The organism is Sulfitobacter albidus (assembly GCF_018200035.1).
GTDB lineage: Bacteria > Pseudomonadota > Alphaproteobacteria > Rhodobacterales > Rhodobacteraceae > Sulfitobacter > Sulfitobacter albidus.
In genome coordinates, this window is the sequence record NZ_CP073581.1 from 994,267 (window position 1) to 1,011,408 (window position 17,142).

Here is a 17,142-nt window from a genome sequence, read left to right on the forward strand (position 1 = left end):
ATGAAGACACTTCTTCTTGGCACCGCCGCTGCACTTGCGCTTGCCGGTACCGCCTTTGCCGACGGTCACCGCAACGCCGCCCCCGAAGGCGCGCAGGCCTCGATCATCGCGCCCGAGGATGGCGCGACGCTCACCAATCCGGTGACGATCCTGTTCGGGCTTGAAGGGATGGGCGTGGCGCCTGCGGGCACCGAGGCCGAGAATACCGGCCACCATCATCTGCTGATCAACACCGATCCCGACAGTCTTGATATGACCACCAGCCTGCCTGCAACCGACCAGATCGTGCATTTTGGTGGCGGTCAGACGCAGGTGACGACGGATCTGCCCGCAGGCACGCATACGCTGCAACTGCTGCTGGGCGATCTCAACCACGTGCCGCACGACCCGCCCGTGCTGAGCGAGGCGATCACCATCACCGTTGAATGATCACGCGCCCATGAGGGCCGCGTCAAAGGGGTAGGTGGTGAGCCGCTCGAACCCGTCTTCGGTGATCAGCACCTGATCTTCGAGCTTGATCGAGAAATCACTGCCCGCTTCGCTCACCAACGCCTCGACGCACAGCGTCATGCCGGGTTCCAACGCGTAGTCAAAGGCGCCCGGCACGGCCTTGTCCGCATAGGCGACGAGCGGCCACTCATCGCACAGCCCCACGCCATGCATCAGGCAGCTGTATTTCTGCGCCTGAAACTTGTCGTCCAGCCGGTGACAGTTTTCGATAAGCTCGGGAATGGTGACGCCGGGTCTGAGCATCTCCATGTTTCGTTTGATATGCTCGACCCCGTGCTGCATGGCATAGACCATGTCGGCGCGCGGCTTGCGGTCGCCGATCCACCAGCTGCGCGAGATGTCGATGCAGATGCCGTAGGCGCCGATGAGGTCGGTGTCAAATGAGATCACCTCGTTTTGCTGGCAGATGCGGGGCCCGCATTCCTGAAACCACGGGTTGGTGCGCGGGCCGGAGGCCAGCAGCCGCGTCTCGATCCACTCGCCGCCGCGCCGGATGTTCTCGGCGTGCATTACTGCCCAAACGTCATCCTCTGACGTTTTGCCGTCGCCCACGTGGGTGCGGGCAAAATCCTCCATCAGCTTGACGGTCGTCTCGCAGGCATGGTTGGCGCAGCGCATGGCGAGGATTTCATCGGGGCCTTTGACGGCGCGGGATTTCTCGGTGACCTCTTCGCCGTCCATGATCGTGAACCCCTGCGCTTCCAGCGCGCGGGCGCCGTGCAGCATGATCTTGTCCACCGCAAGGCGGGTGTTGGTGCCGGCATGGGCGGCCATGATCTCGCGCACCTCGTTTGCAAAGGCGTCCGCCGCGGGGTCGATCTTGTCCCCGTTGGCGAAATAGAACATCGACGCGCCGGAGCGCGCCTCGCGCACGAGCGGATTGAAATCCGCCAGAAACGGTGCGTTCTTGTAGTCCCAGATCACCATATAGCCATCGGCGCACAACAGGACCGCGCGGAACGGGTTATGCGTGTTCCACAGCTGCATATTGGTGGTGTCGGTGGCGTAGCGGATGTTGAGCGGGTCGAACATCAGCAATCCGCCGTAGCCGCGATCGACGATATGCTGCGTCAGCCGTCGCCAGCGAAATTCGCGCATCGCGGCCAGATCCGGCAAGACCAGTCCGGCGGCTTCCCACTCGGCAAAGGCCAGCTGCGTCGGGCCGATCTCGATCCGGTCGGCATCGTTGGGCGTGCCGTCGCCAAGGGTGCTGCCCTTCGTGGGATCGATCTTGCGGGTCTCGCGGTAGTGCTGGTTCATGGCGTCCTCCCGTGCCGTTAGGATAGCTTTGCGCAGATTCGCGCGGCGGGTTTGGCGATTTGCGACCTGCAAACCTGTCGCTTTTGACCTGACAGCGCGCGCTTTGGGGGCTATCAGCGCGGGCATGAGCCTGATTTTACAGCACAGCCTACCGCCCGAGATGCGCGCGCCCAGTCGGCTGCCGGGCACGGCGCCGGCGGCTTCCGATGACTGGTTGCGCGTCGATGATGCCTACGCGGGCCAGATGGCGCGACGGATTGACCTGCTGGAGACGCGGGCGGCGGAGGTGCTCTTTCTCGACCCGACAGCGCTGGGCGCCGCGCGCGAGGTGCTGGCGCAGGCGCGCCACCTGCTGCCCGGTCTGGGATTTGAGGACGGGCCGGACGGCATCCGCTGCCCCGACGGGCGGCTGGTGGTCGCGGATCAGAGCGACCCGCTGGGCACCCTTGGCCGTCTTGTGCAGGAGGACATCTGCCTGATGCGCAAAGAGGGCGCCGAACATGTGCTGGTCGGTGCGGTGCTGTGCTTTCCCGCAAGCTGGCGTTTGGCGGAGAAGGCCGGGCGCCCCCTGGTCGGTATCCATGCGCCGGTTGCTGAGTACGACGACGCGCTGGCGCGGCGGGTGCAGCGGCTGTTCGACGGGGTTCGGGTCGGGCGACCGCTGTGGCGGTTCAATCGGTTGTGGTACGAGGATCCGGAGCTTTTCCAGCCGCGCTCGCGGGTAGCCCCGCGCGCGATGGCGGGGGCGCCCGCGCCCTACGTCCGATCCGAGCGGCAGTGCATCCTGCGGATGCCCGACAGCGATGTCTGCGTGTTCACGATCCACACTTATGTGGTGCGCGCGGGCGACGCGTAGCCGCCCACGCGCGTGGGGTCAGGCGGGGTGCAGCTCCATATGCGGCACCCCGGTCGAAATCGTCTCGACCGTGCGGCCGTCGGCGGTCAGCGTCGCGTTGACCTGACGGCGCAGGGCGCTGAATTGGTCAGAGCTGACCACGTCGATCGGCACATCGAACCGCACCGTCACACGCCAGAAGCCGCCCGCATTCATCTGTGCGGCCTTGAGCGTTCCGGTGAAGGGATGGCCCAGATAGGTGCCCTTGACCCGCTGCGCGGGATGCCAGACCGTCGCCGTTGCCTCGGATTTTGCGGCCAGCGTGTTCCAGTCACGCATGCCCCATTGGTGGGCCACGGTTTCGAGCGATGCCGCATGGGTCATCGTGGTTCCCTGCGCCGCAAGATCGGCACGCAGGGCTTTTGCCTGACGCTTGAGCGCGTCACGCGGGGGGAGAGGGGGTGTCATATCAATCACTCCTGTCACGTCTGTCGTTCGGGTGTCCGCGTTGCCATGGACCACGTGAAGAGGGGTGGTTGAGGGCGTCTTGACTTCAGGACTTCACCAGTTGCGGACGGCAGGGGCCTGACCCTTGGATCCCACATAGGGGGGCAGGTGGAGGCGCGCAAGAGCGGGCGGCAGCGCAAGGCGGCTGCCGTGGCATTCAGGTATTTTTGAAAGGGTGCAGGGGAGGGCGCGCCCCAGCGGGGGCGGGGCGCGCCGGTATCTGTGGGGTTAGCCGTCGATTTGGGCGGCCATGATCGCGATGGCCTGTTGGTAGACGGTCGCGGCGTTCCATTGTTTGATGACGTTGAAGTTGGGCTGGCCCTGCTGGTAGTCGGCACCAGGGCGCCAGCCCTTTTTGCGCAGGAAATTGGCAGTGGAGGCCATGGCGTCGGTCTGGTTGTAGAGATCGACACGCCCGTTTCCGTCCCCGTCCACGCCGTAGCGCAGCGCGTTGCCGGGCAGGAACTGGGTGTGGCCAAGCTCCCCGTGTTTGGCGCCTTTGGTGTTGCCCGTGATTGAGCCGCGGTCCACCAGCATCAGCGCGCCGATGGCGTGCGGGGTGAAAAAGCCCGAGCGGCGGCAATCGTAGGCGAGTGTCGTGATGGCAGAGACCACGGCGCTGTTGCCCATGAATCCGCCAAAGCCGGTCTCCATCCCGTGAATCGCGAGCAGCACGCCAGCGGGCACGCCGTATTGACGCTCGAGTGCTGCGTAGAAGCCTGCATTGCGTGCCTTGCGTTTGCGGCCCTGGCTCACGATCGCGGGAGCGCCACGCACCTGCATGAATTTATCGAGCGAGTATTTGAAGCTTTTTTGGTTGCGGTCGGCCTTGATGGTGTCGGTTGCGTATCTGGCGTTGGCCAACGCGTCGAGGCCGCGCTGCTTGACGCCTGCGCGCTGTGCTTCGGCGGCGAAGGCTGTTTTCCATGCGCCAAACCCGCCGGCATTGTTGCCGCATTGCGCAGCGATGGCTGGCCCTGCAAGGGCCGCGCAGAGGGTGGCGGTGACGGTGAGAGATTTGAGCGTTGGCATGGTGCGGGTTTCCCTGGCTATGTGTTGGCCAAAGAGTACCCGAAGGGGCCAACGATGCAATCCCCCCTTTTTGCCCGCGTCGCGTGCGGTTTCAGGCGGCGCAGCAAGCTCCGGGATCGGTATCGGGGGCGCTGTTTTCATTGGCGGGCGCCGGTATCGGGATCGGTCCGCCAGCGGCGTAGACGATGGTCCGGTCGCGTGTTCTACGGGGAAGGGGGAAGGGATCGGTCATTTTCTCTCCAGCGATTGTTCTCCTATAGGTAGAGAGCCGGGCGGGTGCGGCGACAATGTGGCGGCTTGGGGGAAAGAGCGTGCGGGTGCCGCGACGGCACGTTGAAACGAAAACAGGCGCCCCCGGAAGGGCGCCTGCAAATCTGGCTGAGGGTTTGGTTCAGCAGCTGTAGTAGAGCTGGAATTCCACCGGGTGTGGCGTGTGCTCGTAGGCTTCGACCTCTTCCATCTTGAGCTCGATGTAACCTTCGATCTGGTCCTTGGTGAAGACATCGCCAGCCAGCAGGAAGTCCATGTCCTTTTGCAGCTCGTCGAGCGCTTCGCGCAAGGAGCCGCAGACCGTTGGGATGTCCGCCAGTTCCTCGGCGGGCAGGTCGTAGAGGTTCTTGTCCATCGCCTCGCCGGGATCGATCTTGTTCTTGATGCCGTCAAGGCCGGCCATCAGCAGTGCCGCGAACGCGAGGTAGGGGTTGGCCGCCGGATCGGGGAAGCGGGCCTCCACACGCTTGGCCTTTGGGCTTTCGGTCCACGGGATGCGCACACAGCCCGAGCGGTTGCGCGCGGAGTAGGCGCGCAGCACGGGCGCCTCGAAACCGGGGATCAGCCGCTTGTAGCTGTTGGTCGCCGGGTTGGTGAAGGCGTTGAGCGCTTTCGCGTGGGTCAGGATGCCGCCGATGTACCACAGGGCTTCCTGGCTCAGATCCGCGTATTTGTCGCCCGCAAACAGCGGCTTGCCGTCTTTCCAGATCGACATGTTCACGTGCATGCCCGTGCCGTTGTCGCCCGCGATGGGCTTTGGCATGAAGGTTGCCGATTTGCCATAGGCGTGGGCCACGTTGTGGATCACGTATTTGTATTTCTGCAGCTCGTCGGCCTGTTTGGTCAGGCTGTCAAAGATGAGGCCCAGCTCGTGCTGGCACGAGGCCACCTCGTGGTGGTGCTTGTCGACCTTCATGCCCAGACGTTTCATCGTCGAGAGCATTTCGGAGCGCAGATCCTGGGACTCATCCGTGGGGTTCACCGGGAAATAGCCGCCCTTGACGCCGGGACGGTGGCCCATGTTGCCCATCTCGTAGTCGGTGTCGGAGTTCCAGGATGCATCCGATGCATCAACTTCATACGATACCTTGTTGATCGTGTTCGAGAATTTCACGTTGTCGAACAGGAAGAACTCGGCCTCTGGCCCCATGTAGGCGACATCGCCGATACCGGAGGATTTCAGGTAGGCTTCGGCCTTTTGCGCCGTGCCGCGGGGGTCGCGTTCGTATGATTCGCCGGTGTCCGGCTCCACGACGGAGCAGTGCAGACAGACGGTCTTCTCAGCGTAGAAGGGATCGATATAGGCGCTGTCGACATCGGGCATCAGCTTCATGTCGGAGGCTTCGATGGATTTCCAACCAGCGATGGAGGAGCCGTCGAACATGAACCCTTCCTCAAGGAAGTCCTCATCGACCTGATCGCTCATCACCGTGACGTGCTGCAGTTTGCCGCGCGTATCGGTGAAACGGATATCGACGTAATCGACGTCCTCGTCCTTGATCATCTTAAGCAGGTCTTTATTGCTCATCGTGGCTTCCTTTTGGTTGTCAGTGGTATCTTGGGTTGGGTGGGTTCAAAGCGCGTCCGAGCCGGTCTCACCGGTACGGATGCGCAGGGTTTGCTCGACGGGGGAGACAAAAATCTTGCCGTCGCCGATCTTTTCCGTTTTTGCCGCGCCGACAATCGCCTCGATGGCGGCATCGACCTGATCGTCGTCCAGCACGATCTCGACTTTGACCTTTGGCAGGAAATCCACGACATACTCGGCGCCACGGTAGAGTTCCGTATGGCCCTTCTGGCGACCAAAGCCCTTGACCTCGATCACCGAAAGACCCTGAACGCCAACCTCCTGAAGCGCCTCTTTGACCTCATCAAGCTTGAACGGTTTGATGATGGCTTCGATTTTCTTCATGGTGGCCTCCCTGCGCTTTTGTCCCGGTAATTTCACCGGTGGCGGGGGGAATCCAGACGCGTTGGACCCCGACGGTGCCGTTCACCGCTGAAAAAGCGAAGGTGCGCCTCCAAAATAGGCGCATCGCCCAAAAAGTAATCGTAAATGAACCCGGGTGATGCAACCGCCATTTTTTGCAGATGCACGGCCTGCAGGGGCGGGTGGATTACGCCTCGTGAAGGCACGCGATGGCGTCGCCTCCTGCGCGCGTCTATCCGTTGCGCAAACGTTTTACCCCGGCCCGATCACATTGGATCCGGCCGGGGATGTCCCGCAGTGTCTGGGCGTTGGGGATCAGGCGGCGTGCAGGACCTCACCGCGAGCGCGGGCGCCATCGGCGGTGCTGAGCTCAAGCCCGTCAGCATAAAGGATATGCGGCCCGTCACAGAAAATCTGGATGATCGTCTGCTCCTGTACACCCAGATCGCGGATGAACTCTCCGTCAACGAGGGTGCGGGCCGCGACCAGCGCGCGATCTGAACTGAACATCGCCTGTGCGCGCCAATCCCGGATCAGGCACATCTGATCGCCCGCCAGCAGCGCATCGCGCTCGGGGCGGGTATGCCCCAGCGATCCGGCGGCGAGTCCGATGGTGTGAACCATCCTGGTAGAGCGTTGAATATGTTCGATTTTCGCGATCCCGCTGTCACGCGTAATCACCTTGTCCCCGACGCTTGCAAATTCGACGGGCATCTCGCCGTCGAGCGTCAGAAGTGTGGTGCCTTGCAGCAGCCCGGTATCGCGGGATGCGTAAGGCGCATAGCGGCCCGTTTGTGGAAGCTCTCCACCAACGCGCCCGACCGTATTCGGTTTCATGGGCGTCTCTTTCTTGTCTACCTGCCTCAGGTATCACCAACAATAAGACAAGATGATGTTAATGTCGCGCGTTTTTTTGGCTCGCCATGGCGGCTGTGCTTTGCTAGGCACGCGCTGTCGGCGGATGCTGACACGTGCGGGTGTGGCGGAATTGGTAGACGCACCAGATTTAGGTTCTGGCGCCTTTGGCGTGGGGGTTCGAGTCCCTTCACCCGCACCACATCCCGGTTTATCCCAAGATCCCCAGCCAGACCCAGACCGTCAGGATCGAGCTTGCTGTTGCGATCAGCACGGATGAGGCGGCGACCCTGCGGCCGCGGCCGTACATGTTGGCAAAGATATAGGCGTTGAAACCCGGTGCCATGGCCGCTGTCAGCACGCCCGCGCGGAACAGCTCATCCGGGACATCGAGCGCGCCGCCGAACAGCCAGACAAGTGACGGATGCACCAGCAGGGCGATGGCGCAGACCATGGCGATAGCCTTCATGTCACCTTCGGGACGGTATTGGATCAACACACCTCCCAGCGCGAACAGAGCGGCGGGCAGGGCCGCGCGCACGATCAGCGACAGCGCATCGTCGATCACGCCGGGCAGGGCGATCCCGCTGAAATTCACCGCAAACCCGGCCATGATCCCGATGACCAGCGGGTTATGGAACATCGCGTTGCCAACCGACCTTGTCATGGCGAGCGCTCCCTGACCGCGGCCCTTGACGATCTCCATCACGGTGATGCCGAGGCCGTAGCAGAAGGGCGAGTGCACCGCGATGATCATGTAGTTCCCGGTCAACGCGTCCGCGCCGTAGGCCCGCTCGGATATGGGCAGGCCCAGCAGGACGGAGTTGGAGAACAGGCAGCAAAAGCCGATGGCCACGCAATCCTCCCACTCGCGCCCGAAAAGCACGCGCGCCCCGATCATCCCAAGCGCAAAGCAGATCGCGGCGCCCGCGTAGAAGCTGATCAACAGGCCCGCGTTGAACGACGCGCCCAGATCCAGATTGGCGATCGCCTGAAACAACAGGCAGGGCACGGCAAAGCTTTGCGCGAATTTCAGCACACCGTCGACGCCGCTGACAGGGAACCAGCCACGCCAGACCGAAACATAGCCGAAACCGATCACCAGAAAGACCGGCAGGATAACCTCGAGAAGTGTTTGCATCGCGCGCGCCTTTGAGCCGTTGGCCCTTGCCTATACCCGCATCGCGCGGAGGGGAAGGCTCAGCCCAGATCGAAGGTCAGCTGCATCCCGTCGTAAGCCGGGCGCACACCTGTCGGCACCTCATCGACCAGCGTGCGGTAATCGAGATCGGTGTGCATGTTGGTCAGCACCGCCTCTTGCGGCGCGGCGCGGGCGATCCAGTCGAGGGTTTGCGCAAGGTGACTGTGGGTGGGGTGCGGATCGCGGCGCAGCGCGTCCACGATCCAGCAGCGCAGACCGGTGAGATGTGGCCAAGCGTCGTCAGGAAGGTTTGCAACATCAGGCAGATACGCGACGTCGTTCACGCGAAATCCCAGCGCGTCCATCCCGCCGTGCGGCACCGCAAAATGCGAGAACGTCAGCGCACCGCCCGGCCCGTCAATGGTCACATCGCCCTGCATATGGTTCATCTCGAGGATGGGCGGATAGCTGGACCCTTCGGGCTGGATGAACACATAGCCAAAGCGGTCCAGCAGCGCGTCGCGCGTTGGCGTGTCGGCCCAGACGGGCACCCGCGCGCGCATGTTGATCACGATCATGCGCAGATCATCGAGCCCGTGCACGTGATCGGCATGCGCGTGGGTATACAGCACCGCGTCAAGCCGCCCGACGCCCGCGTCCAAAAGCTGCGCGCGCATGTCGGGGGAGGTATCGATCAGCACCGTCGTCGTGCCCGCGTCCGTGATCCGCTCCACCAGGGCTGAGCAGCGGCGGCGGGTGTTGCGCGGCTCATCGGGATCGCAGGCGCCCCAGATGCCGCCGAGGCGCGGCACACCGCCCGAGGATCCGCAGCCAAGGATGGTGATACGCATCTGGGCCATCAGGCGGCCCCGGCGTAGGCGGCAGCCTTGGCAAAGAGACGGTCGAAATTCGCCTCAGTCGCGGCGGCAAAGGCGGGGTAGTCGATGCCGAATGTCTCCGCCGCGCGTTCAGCGGTATGGGCGGTGAAGGCCGGCTCGTTCCGCTTGCCCCGGTGGGGCGGGGGGGCGAGATAGGGGCTGTCGGTCTCGACCAGTATACGCTCCAGCGGGGCGTTGGCGAAAATCTCGCGCAGGGGTGCGGATTTCGGGAAAGCGGTGATGCCGGACATGCTGAGGTAGAACCCCAGATCAAGCGCCGCACGCGCCAGATCCTCCGACGAGGAAAAACAATGCATGACGCAAGCGTAGGCCCCCTTGGCGTGTTCATCGCGCAGGATCGCGGCCATGTCGTCGTCCGCATCGCGGCTGTGGATGATCAGCGGCAGCCCGGTTTCGCGCGCCGCCGTGATATGGGTGCGTAGCGATGTCTGCTGCGCCTGTGCGCTCTCGGATGTGTAGTGGTAATCCAATCCCGTCTCGCCGATGCCGACCATTTTGGGGTGTTGGGTGAGGGCGATCAGATCGTCAACGCTGGCCATCGGCTCGGCCGCGACGCTCATCGGGTGGGTGCCTGCGGCGTAGAACACCGGCGCGTGCGCCTCGGCGATGGCGCGCACCTGCGGCTCTGCCCGCAGCTTGGTGCAGATGGTGACCATGCGCGCCACACCGGCCTCGGCGGCGCGGGCGATGACGTCTGGCAGTTCACCGTCAAAATCGGGGAAATCGAGGTGGCAATGGCTGTCGGTGATCCGGGGGGCATGAGCATCCTGTCGGGCTGCCGCGTCAGCGCGCGGCCTGCGAAATCTTCAAGAAGGTATCTAGAACGAGCGCTGCAGGGTCAAGGTTGACCGCGATGCCGTGACGCGCCCGCGCGCGGGTGGTCGCGGCCAGATCGGCCCAGACGCGCGCCCGGTGCGCGTCGTGCGACAGGCGTTGCAAAATCGCGGCCTCGCTCCGATGTGCCTGCGGCTCAGGTGCTGCGCCGGTGGCGCCGGTGCGCGCGAGGCGGCTGAGCAACAACTCAATGAGCACGAACGTCAGATCGCGGCGGTCCTCGGCGCCGCGCGCGCCCGCGGCCTCGGCAAGCTTCAGCGCGCGGCCCCGGTCCATCTGCGGCAGCGTGTCGATGAGCGCGAGCAGATCGGCATAAAGCGTTTCACCATCGAGCAGCGACAGGCGCATGGCCCCGCCAACCGATCCGCCCGAGAGCGCGGTCAGCGCGTCAGGATCGCCTGCGGGCACCTCGGCCTGCGCCATTGCCTGCGCCACCTCGCCGGCGTCGAGGCTGCGCAGGGGCAGGGTGCGGCAGCGCGATCGAATTGTCGGCAACAACCCCGAAGGTTGGTGCGAGATCAGCAACAATACCGTGCGGGCGGGCGGCTCTTCGAGCATTTTCAACAGCGCGTTTGCGGCGGTTGCATTCATCTGGTCGGCGTCGTCGATGATCACGACCCGCGTGCCACCATCGGGCGCGGACATCTGGAAAAAGCCATTCAGCGCGCGAATATCGTCGGCGGTAATCTCTTGCCGCATCTTCTTGGTCTGCGGATGCGGCGTGCGGGTGACGTTGCGCACCCCCCCTTCGCCACCGGAGGCGATCCGCTGCGCCACGGGATGGTCGGGCGAGATGTCGAGGCTTTGCGCGGGGTCGGGCGCGAACATGCCCGCGTCCTGCGGAAGCGGTGTTGCCAGCAGGAACCGCGCGATGCGCCAGGCCAGAGTTGCCTTGCCGACGCCGCGCGGGCCGGCCAGCAGCCAGGCATGGTGCAGGCGCCCGGTATTGAACGCCTCGACAAATGCAGCCTCCGCCGCGTCCTGCCCGATCAGCCGGGGCGTATCGCGCGGGTGCGGCGCGCCGGTCAGGCGTTCGGGCTGGGGAGGTGTATCATCGCTCATAGGCGTGGTTTAGCGGGCTTGGCGGGTATTTGGAACGGGCGCAGGCGGTGTTTTTCAGGTGAGCTTGCGATCGACCGCCGCGACGACATCCGCCGTCACCGCCTCGACCGTGCGCGCGCCGTCGATGACGGTAAAGCGGTCGGCGAATTCCTGGGCCAACGCGAGAAATCCGGCCCGCATCGCTGTCTGCAGATCGGTGCCGAAATCCTCGAACCGTTCCTCGATCCCCTTGCGGGCCTTGGCGCGGGCCAGCCCCGCTGCCGGGTCCATGTCGATGAGCAGGGTCAGATCCGGCTCGACCCCGATCATCAGATCGTGCAGCTGATCGACCGTGGCGCGCAGATCCCCGCGGCTGAGCCCCTGATACATGCGCGTGCTGTCGGCAAAACGGTCACAGATCACGATCTTTCCCGCCGCGAGCGCGGGGCGGATCAACCGTTCCAGATGATCGCGGCGCGCGGCGGTAAAGAGCAAGAGCTCGGTCTCGGCCGACCAGCGGTCGGGATCGCCTTGCAAGACCAGTGCGCGGATCTCTTCGGCACCCGCACTGCCGCCGGGCTCGCGCGTGACGACGACCTCGCGGCCCCGCGCGCGCAGATGGTCAGCCAACAGACCCACCTGCGTGGATTTGCCGGAGCCGTCGATGCCTTCAAAGCTGATGAAAAGCCCCCGCGTGCTCACGAAGCAGTGTCAGCCGGGCCTGCGTTGATCCGGGCAATCAGATGGGTGGCCGCGGCCAGCATGCGATCGACAAACCCGTAGGGCGCGATGGCCCGATCCGCGACCAGCGGCACGCGTTTTTCGGGCAGCCCCTCGGGGCGGATGATCAGCTCACCGATCTGGTCGCCCTTGGCGATGGGGGCCTGAACGGGGCCGTCGTAGACGATTTCGGTCTGCAACGGCTCGATCGGATTGGTGGGGATCAGCATCGACAGATCTTCGGCCAACTCCATGCCGACCGTTTTTTCGGCCCCGACGGAGACATCGGCCTGCGCGATCACCGTCCCCGCCGCGCCCAGCTCGGTCTGCGCGAACTGGCGGAATGCCCAGTTTGCCACCGCCTCGGCCTCCTGCGCGCGGGCCTGTGCGGTGTCGAGACCGGAGAGCACGAAAATCACCCGCCGGTCGCCCTGTTTCGCCGACCCCGCAAGGCCGTATCCGGCCTCCTGCGTATGGCCGGTCTTGAGCCCGTCCGCGCCGATGCCCAATCCCAGCAACGGGTTGCGGTTGAAACGGTTCTGCGCCTCTTTCGCGTCGAAAAGGAACTCCTTTTCGGCGAACATGGGGTAGTACTGCGGGAAATCGCGGATCAGCCGTGCCGACAGCAATCCCAGATCGCGCATCGACATGCGATGCCCGGCTTTGGGCCAGCCATTGGAATTGGTGAAGGTCGAATTTGTCATGCCCAGCTGTTGCGCGCGCATGGTCATGCGGCGGGCGAACTTCGCCTCCGTCCCCGCAAGCGCTTCGGCCAGCACGACGCAGGCGTCATTGCCCGAAAGCACGATGATCCCGCGCAACAGATCCTCGACGCGGACCCGCTCGCCCGCCTGCAGGAACATCGTCGATCCACCGTAAGCCTGCGCTGCCGCGGAAACGGGCAGCTCCTGATCAAGGTTGAGGATGCCCGCATCAATCGCTTCAAAAGCCATGTAGAGCGTCATCAGCTTGGACATCGAGGCGGGCGGCAATGGCGTATCCGCCTCCTTTGCCAGAAGCACGGTGCCAGTGTTGAAATCCATCACGTAGGCCGATGTCGCGCGGGTCTCGAAACCCTGTGCGGCGAGGGAGGTCGCGGAAAGCGCGAGAGCGCAGAGAGTGAATAGCAGGCGGCGCATGGGGCAGGCTCCTTGGTAGGGTCAGCTCGAGACGGCGTAGGCGTCGGTGAAACCTTCGGATTTGATGGTCGAGAGGATCCGCGCGCGTTCGGCGGAACTGGTGGCGGGGCCGACGACCACACGCCAGAAGGTTTTGCCGTTGATCTGGCTTTGCTTGACGGTGGGGGCAAGCCCGGCACCGCTCATCTGTTTGGCCGCGCGGTTGGCATTCGCCTCGACGCTGAAAATCCCGATCTGGATGAAGGGTTTGTCCAACGATGACGTCTGCGGGCGGGGGCAGGGGGCGGCGTGGGCGTCGCGGCCTCGATCGCGGCACCGGCGGAGGCTGCGACGGGATCGAGGGCGGCGGTCTCGACCGGGGTGGCCTCGGGCACGGCAGCGGCATCGGGGGTGTCGTCTGTGATGGGGGCCGCATCGGCCGGAGCCTCGACCTTGCGCAGCGCGGTGACGTTCAGCTTGGTCGGCGCGCCCGCAAGGATCCCAAGCTCGACCGCGGCGTCGGAGGAGATCTGAAGGCTCGGCCCCGGAATGTCCCGCTCGCGCCGGAACAGCGCGCCGACGACGAATTTACCGTTGGATTGGTTGCGGATGATCACCCGCTCGGGGTCGGTCACATCCGGATGCGCGACCCAGACACCGCCCAGGCTGGGCCGGCCGTCCCAGAGCCCGTCATCGGTTACCGAGAATACCTCGGGGGCCTCTACGTCCCGCTCTACCACGGGCCCGTCGGGAGCCGCCGCGACCGAGCCCCCTGCGTTGGCGCCGCCGAGTGACGGAAAGGCAAACTGACCGCTGTCGTCACAGGCCGCAAGCGCGCCCGCAAGGCCAAGTGCCGCAAGGGTGCGGAGGGGAAGGGGAATGCTCTGACGGCTCATGTCGGTGTCCTTGCCTGATGGGCCCACCGCGCGGTGAGGGGACCTGCGTACCCGTTGCGGCACACGTTTTGGCCCTTTGTCAGGGCGATTGCGATTGGTTTTACGCGCAAGGCCCCCGTCGGGCAAGGGAACCCGCACAGGATCGGCAATTTTCCCCGTCCGGCGCCCAGCGATTGCCCGATTGCCGAATCGCGCCGGTCTCATGTACACGGTCGCCATTGCGGAGGTTTGGCAGAGTGGTCGATTGCACCGGTCTTGAAAACCGACGGGCGTGAGAGCGTCCCCAGGGTTCGAATCCCTGAGCCTCCGCCATACCTTATCCATCTGTTTGATTTTATGTGATAATTTTAAGCGACATGCGCCTACCCGCCATCCTATCCGCCAACTCATTTGGCCTCAAAACTCAGCCGCGCTCCAGTGCATTGCGAACGGTCATTGCATGCCATTGCCCACCTCTAGCTGTCTTTACGCCTCTTTCATTCAGTTCAATCGCAATCTGACGCAAAGAGATACCGCGCTCCTTGATGGAATTAATAAGGGGGAGCACGGTAGCCGCGTGTTCGTCGGCGTTCCTTCGGCGCGTAATTAGCGACTTAGCTTCACCCGCCTGCAATGCCTTTCGTATTGTAGGGTTAGACGCGCCCAGCGCCACGCCACGGGCCTTAGCGGCACTTAGGGCGGCTTTGGTTCGGTCAGAGATTGCACGGGCCTCATGCTCTGCTACAGCAGCCATAACATGCAACAAGAAGCGATTTGCTTCGGGCATGTCAGCCGCCGCGACTTCGACGCCACTTTCTAACAGGTTTGCAATGAAAGCCACGTTGCGCGCTAGACGGTCTAATTTGGCGATCAAGAGCACAGCGCCCTGCTTTTTCGCGTCAGCTAATGCTAGGGCCAGTTTCGGGCGGTCGTTCCACTTACCGCTTTCGACTTCGACAAATTCAGAAACGATTTCGCCCTTGCCCGTGACGTGATCCAACACTGCTTTGCGCTGGGCATCTAAGCCTAAGCCACTTTTGCCTTGGCGATCCGTGCTAACGCGCAGGTAGCTGACAAATTTCATGGCTAAGCGCCTTCTGTATAAATTGCTTACGTTGGTTAGCTTTTTATACGACTAATTCTCGCGCTCTTGCAACAGCGATAGTCTTCAATTTCTCGCGCCGATCCACTTGCGAAGCTAGCCTGACTTGGCGTGGAATGCAGGAGAATATTATGCAGACGTATGAGGTTGAATCCAACTACTCGAACAAACATCCGATTGGGGTCTTTGTTTGCCCGTGCGGTCAACGGCACAAGCACGGTTTAACGGAAAGAGTAAACAAACCGGAACATCGCGTTGCGCATTGGTTAGATTCTTCGCTTCACCCGAGCGGATATATGATTATTTGGAATGGCACCGTGGCTAAAAATTCGCCCCGAAAGAGGTGATCCGACAGAGTTGGAAACCGCCGCTTACCATAATGACGGTTAGCCGCGAACGCACCGAACCGTTCCACGCTGTTGACCCGCTGTCGCCGCCCCCGGTTTCCATGCCTGACTTTGATGGGTGAGCTAGCAACACTACGGCACAGTCATAAGTGATCGCCAATGATTTCAGCATCCCAAAAAACTGCCGAACCTTAGCGCGGTCATTCTCATTTGCCGGGACATGTCTGCAAGGGTGTCCAACACAACAACCTTGGGGGAGAACCTCAAAAGCTCCCTCGTTATCCTGTTGTAGAGGGGTGACGCAGAAAGGGGCCATGTGTTGCGCCTTCGACTGCGAGTAGCGCATCTTCGCCCGCTAATGAGCAGATGCGTAGCTGTGAAAGGTTATGAAAGCTGCATTTTTCAGCTGCAACAATGCCCTCTAAGCGACGGTGCATTTCGTCTTGCTCGTCTTCAGCGCCGAAATATAGAGCGCTTCCACTAATAACGGGGCGTCCTAGCCAAGTCTGTAGAGGCTTTTTCTCACGCAGCGCCACTGCTGTCGCAAGCTGCATGGCGATCAAAGATTTACCTGTCCCGCCATCACCTGTGAACAGTGTCACTTGGCGATCAGGTATCATATCTTCGACGATCCATTTTCTGTCAGGCGCGGTTGTGCCTTCAAAGTCGGCTACGCTGAGTGTCAGAGAGGGTGTCTCAGCGTTTAGCGCTCCTTTCACTGCCCCCAAGCCCTCACGGGTAGTGTCTGTATTCGTTCCTTGAGTGGTATGGAGTGTGGTACTTCTTGAATGGCCCTTTCTGGTAAGTTGACGAAGAAGCTGGTCGAGAACCCAGGCGCTGGGCGTCATGGGGACGGTAAAGGCGCTAAGGTCGGATTTTGTGTTCGAAGGTCAAAAGCGCCACAAACCGTTGTCCAATGTGTCGATGCTTATGCTTTTGCGCCGGATGGATGTGGAGGGGGCCACAGTCCATGGCTCTCGATCGACGTTTCGCGATTGGGCGTCCGAGGTTGCCAATGTGCCGCGCGAAGTTGCTGAGAAGAACTTGGCGCACTCGGTCGGGTCGGAAGTTGAGCGCGCCTACGGGTATCGCATGGTGACGGGTTTGCTGAACAATGCAGGCTGGAGCGTGAACCACAAGCGCGTGGAACGGCGAGCCATTGAAGGCGCCATTGGTTCAAGCCCAATGGCGAGCGGCGACGTGAAGGGCTGAAGGTCCCGCAAAAGCAGAAGAAGAAAGGACGGCTCTGGCTGAATGACGGGTCGTGCGTGCGCCTACGGCCTGAACGCCCCAACCACGTCTGGTCTTACGACTTCGTGCAGGATCGGACCGCTGACGGGCGGGTCTATCGAACACTGAACATCATCGACGAGTACACCAGGGAGGCGCTGATGATCCGTGTCGATCGCAAGCTCAACTCCAAGGACGTGCTGGACGCGTTGACCGATTTGTTCATCCTGCGTGGCCCGCCGGCATACATCAGGTCAGATAATGGGCCGGAATTTATCGCCCTGAAAGTACGGGACTGGATCGCCGCCGTTGGAGCAAAGACGGCCTACATCGAACCAGGATCACCCTGGGAGAACGGCTACTGCGAGAGCTTCAATGCCAGATTCCGCAACGAATTGCTGGACGGTGAGCTCATTTACAGCCTACGTGAAGCCCAAATCCTGATCGAGCAATGGCGCATCCACTACAACACAGTCAGGCCGCACAGCTCGTTGGCGTATCGACCACCTGCGCCGGAAAGCACCGTTCCAATGGACCACAGACCGACGATGCACTAATAAACAAATCGGACCACCCGATGGGGGCACGCCAGCCTCACCATCGCTGATCTTGGATGCGCCTTTCTCAAACGTGAAC

At 62.7% G+C, this 17,142-nt stretch carries 16 protein-coding genes, 2 tRNA genes and 2 pseudogenes; 5 read left to right on the plus strand and 15 right to left on the minus strand.

Annotated features, from left to right (window positions below):
- Positions 1 to 429 carry a DUF4399 domain-containing protein gene (locus tag KDD17_RS04675; RefSeq protein ID WP_212705502.1) on the plus strand — a complete coding sequence of 143 codons (429 nt, stop codon included), beginning with the start codon at positions 1 to 3 and terminating at the stop codon, positions 427 to 429.
- Here the strand turns inward: KDD17_RS04675 and dddP are convergent, their stop codons facing one another.
- The gene (dddP, locus tag KDD17_RS04680; protein WP_212705503.1) at positions 430 to 1,770 is read right to left on the minus strand and encodes a dimethylsulfonioproprionate lyase DddP; all 1,341 of its coding nucleotides are present in this window, start codon (positions 1,768 to 1,770) and stop codon (positions 430 to 432) included. It lies immediately after the preceding gene.
- Positions 1,771 to 1,894: 124 nt separating this feature from the next.
- Here dddP and KDD17_RS04685 point away from each other — a divergent pair, with 124 nt between their 5' ends.
- Complete coding sequence (locus KDD17_RS04685) at positions 1,895 to 2,626, plus strand: heme-dependent oxidative N-demethylase family protein (RefSeq protein ID WP_212705504.1); 732 nt, start codon at positions 1,895 to 1,897, stop codon at positions 2,624 to 2,626.
- An 18-nt stretch (positions 2,627 to 2,644) separates the two neighbouring features.
- Here KDD17_RS04685 and KDD17_RS04690 read toward each other — a convergent pair whose 3' ends face one another.
- From KDD17_RS04690 to KDD17_RS04710, 5 genes are all read right to left on the minus strand, one after another.
- Positions 2,645 to 3,073, minus strand: coding sequence for a glyoxalase superfamily protein (locus KDD17_RS04690; protein ID WP_212705505.1), 429 nt, complete (start codon positions 3,071 to 3,073; stop codon positions 2,645 to 2,647).
- Positions 3,074 to 3,340: 267 nt separating this feature from the next.
- A complete protein-coding gene (locus tag KDD17_RS04695; protein ID WP_212705506.1) occupies positions 3,341 to 4,144 on the minus strand; it encodes a lytic murein transglycosylase in 804 nt (267 codons plus the stop codon).
- A 391-nt stretch (positions 4,145 to 4,535) separates the two neighbouring features.
- Entirely contained in the window at positions 4,536 to 5,942 is a 1,407-nt protein-coding gene (glnA, locus tag KDD17_RS04700; protein ID WP_212705507.1) for a type I glutamate--ammonia ligase, read from the minus strand.
- Positions 5,943 to 5,987: 45 nt separating this feature from the next.
- Positions 5,988 to 6,326, minus strand: coding sequence for a P-II family nitrogen regulator (locus KDD17_RS04705; RefSeq protein ID WP_212705508.1), 339 nt, complete (start codon positions 6,324 to 6,326; stop codon positions 5,988 to 5,990).
- A gap of 333 nt (positions 6,327 to 6,659) precedes the next feature.
- Positions 6,660 to 7,181, minus strand: coding sequence for a Hint domain-containing protein (locus tag KDD17_RS04710; protein ID WP_212705509.1), 522 nt, complete (start codon positions 7,179 to 7,181; stop codon positions 6,660 to 6,662).
- Positions 7,182 to 7,317: 136 nt separating this feature from the next.
- On the opposite strand from KDD17_RS04710, the gene KDD17_RS04715 reads away from it, so the two are divergent.
- Positions 7,318 to 7,401, plus strand: a tRNA-Leu gene (locus tag KDD17_RS04715).
- 9 nt (positions 7,402 to 7,410) lie between these two features.
- Here the strand turns inward: KDD17_RS04715 and KDD17_RS04720 are convergent.
- From KDD17_RS04720 to KDD17_RS04750, 7 genes and pseudogenes are all read right to left on the minus strand, one after another.
- Positions 7,411 to 8,340 (minus strand): AEC family transporter, encoded by a 930-nt coding sequence (locus tag KDD17_RS04720; RefSeq protein ID WP_212705510.1) that lies wholly within the window; start codon positions 8,338 to 8,340, stop codon positions 7,411 to 7,413.
- A gap of 59 nt (positions 8,341 to 8,399) precedes the next feature.
- On the minus strand, positions 8,400 to 9,200 hold the full coding sequence (locus KDD17_RS04725; RefSeq protein ID WP_212705511.1) for an MBL fold metallo-hydrolase: 801 nt from the start codon (positions 9,198 to 9,200) through the stop codon (positions 8,400 to 8,402).
- Positions 9,200 to 9,988 carry a TatD family hydrolase gene (locus KDD17_RS04730; RefSeq protein ID WP_212706152.1) on the minus strand — a complete coding sequence of 263 codons (789 nt, stop codon included), beginning with the start codon at positions 9,986 to 9,988 and terminating at the stop codon, positions 9,200 to 9,202. Before KDD17_RS04730 ends, KDD17_RS04725 begins: the two co-directional genes overlap by 1 nt.
- A gap of 34 nt (positions 9,989 to 10,022) precedes the next feature.
- Positions 10,023 to 11,135, minus strand: a complete 1,113-nt coding sequence (locus KDD17_RS04735) for a DNA polymerase III subunit delta' (protein ID WP_212705512.1) — start codon at positions 11,133 to 11,135, stop codon at positions 10,023 to 10,025.
- 54 nt (positions 11,136 to 11,189) lie between these two features.
- Positions 11,190 to 11,816: a dTMP kinase gene (gene tmk / locus KDD17_RS04740; protein WP_212705513.1), complete on the minus strand. Its 627-nt coding sequence runs from the start codon at positions 11,814 to 11,816 to the stop codon at positions 11,190 to 11,192.
- Positions 11,813 to 12,973: a D-alanyl-D-alanine carboxypeptidase family protein gene (locus tag KDD17_RS04745; RefSeq protein ID WP_212705514.1), complete on the minus strand. Its 1,161-nt coding sequence runs from the start codon at positions 12,971 to 12,973 to the stop codon at positions 11,813 to 11,815. The genes tmk and KDD17_RS04745 overlap by 4 nt, the downstream gene beginning before the upstream one ends.
- 21 nt (positions 12,974 to 12,994) lie before the next feature.
- Positions 12,995 to 13,848: pseudogene (locus KDD17_RS04750) on the minus strand (SPOR domain-containing protein).
- A 222-nt stretch (positions 13,849 to 14,070) separates the two neighbouring features.
- Here KDD17_RS04750 and KDD17_RS04755 point away from each other — a divergent pair.
- Positions 14,071 to 14,160, plus strand: a tRNA-Ser gene (locus tag KDD17_RS04755).
- Between the two features lie 91 nt (positions 14,161 to 14,251).
- On the opposite strand, the gene KDD17_RS04760 is transcribed toward KDD17_RS04755, so the two are convergent.
- Both KDD17_RS04760 and KDD17_RS04765 read right to left on the minus strand, forming a co-directional pair.
- Positions 14,252 to 14,911 (minus strand): recombinase family protein, encoded by a 660-nt coding sequence (locus tag KDD17_RS04760; RefSeq protein ID WP_212705515.1) that lies wholly within the window; start codon positions 14,909 to 14,911, stop codon positions 14,252 to 14,254.
- A 643-nt stretch (positions 14,912 to 15,554) separates the two neighbouring features.
- The gene (locus KDD17_RS04765) at positions 15,555 to 16,124 is read right to left on the minus strand and encodes an AAA family ATPase (RefSeq protein ID WP_212705516.1); all 570 of its coding nucleotides are present in this window, start codon (positions 16,122 to 16,124) and stop codon (positions 15,555 to 15,557) included.
- A 232-nt stretch (positions 16,125 to 16,356) separates the two neighbouring features.
- Between KDD17_RS04765 and KDD17_RS04775 the strand changes: the two are divergent.
- Positions 16,357 to 17,063, plus strand: a pseudogene (locus tag KDD17_RS04775) (IS3 family transposase); the annotation flags it as partial.
- Between the last annotated feature and the right edge of the window lie 79 nt (positions 17,064 to 17,142).

Bases quoted from the DNA above. Each gene is read 5' to 3' on its own strand.
- KDD17_RS04675 (WP_212705502.1), top strand. From the start codon at position 1: ATGAAGACACTTCTTCTTGGCACCGCCGCTGCACTTGCGCTTGCCGGT.
- dddP (WP_212705503.1), bottom strand. From the start codon at position 1,770: ATGAACCAGCACTACCGCGAGACCCGCAAGATCGATCCCACGAAGGGC.
- KDD17_RS04685 (WP_212705504.1), top strand. From the start codon at position 1,895: ATGAGCCTGATTTTACAGCACAGCCTACCGCCCGAGATGCGCGCGCCC.
- KDD17_RS04690 (WP_212705505.1), bottom strand. From the start codon at position 3,073: ATGACACCCCCTCTCCCCCCGCGTGACGCGCTCAAGCGTCAGGCAAAA.
- KDD17_RS04695 (WP_212705506.1), bottom strand. From the start codon at position 4,144: ATGCCAACGCTCAAATCTCTCACCGTCACCGCCACCCTCTGCGCGGCC.
- glnA (WP_212705507.1), bottom strand. From the start codon at position 5,942: ATGAGCAATAAAGACCTGCTTAAGATGATCAAGGACGAGGACGTCGAT.
- KDD17_RS04705 (WP_212705508.1), bottom strand. From the start codon at position 6,326: ATGAAGAAAATCGAAGCCATCATCAAACCGTTCAAGCTTGATGAGGTC.
- KDD17_RS04710 (WP_212705509.1), bottom strand. From the start codon at position 7,181: ATGAAACCGAATACGGTCGGGCGCGTTGGTGGAGAGCTTCCACAAACG.
- KDD17_RS04720 (WP_212705510.1), bottom strand. From the start codon at position 8,340: ATGCAAACACTTCTCGAGGTTATCCTGCCGGTCTTTCTGGTGATCGGT.
- KDD17_RS04725 (WP_212705511.1), bottom strand. From the start codon at position 9,200: ATGGCCCAGATGCGTATCACCATCCTTGGCTGCGGATCCTCGGGCGGT.
- KDD17_RS04735 (WP_212705512.1), bottom strand. From the start codon at position 11,135: ATGAGCGATGATACACCTCCCCAGCCCGAACGCCTGACCGGCGCGCCG.
- KDD17_RS04745 (WP_212705514.1), bottom strand. From the start codon at position 12,973: ATGCGCCGCCTGCTATTCACTCTCTGCGCTCTCGCGCTTTCCGCGACC.
- KDD17_RS04760 (WP_212705515.1), bottom strand. From the start codon at position 14,911: ATGAAATTTGTCAGCTACCTGCGCGTTAGCACGGATCGCCAAGGCAAA.
- KDD17_RS04765 (WP_212705516.1), bottom strand. From the start codon at position 16,124: ATGACGCCCAGCGCCTGGGTTCTCGACCAGCTTCTTCGTCAACTTACC.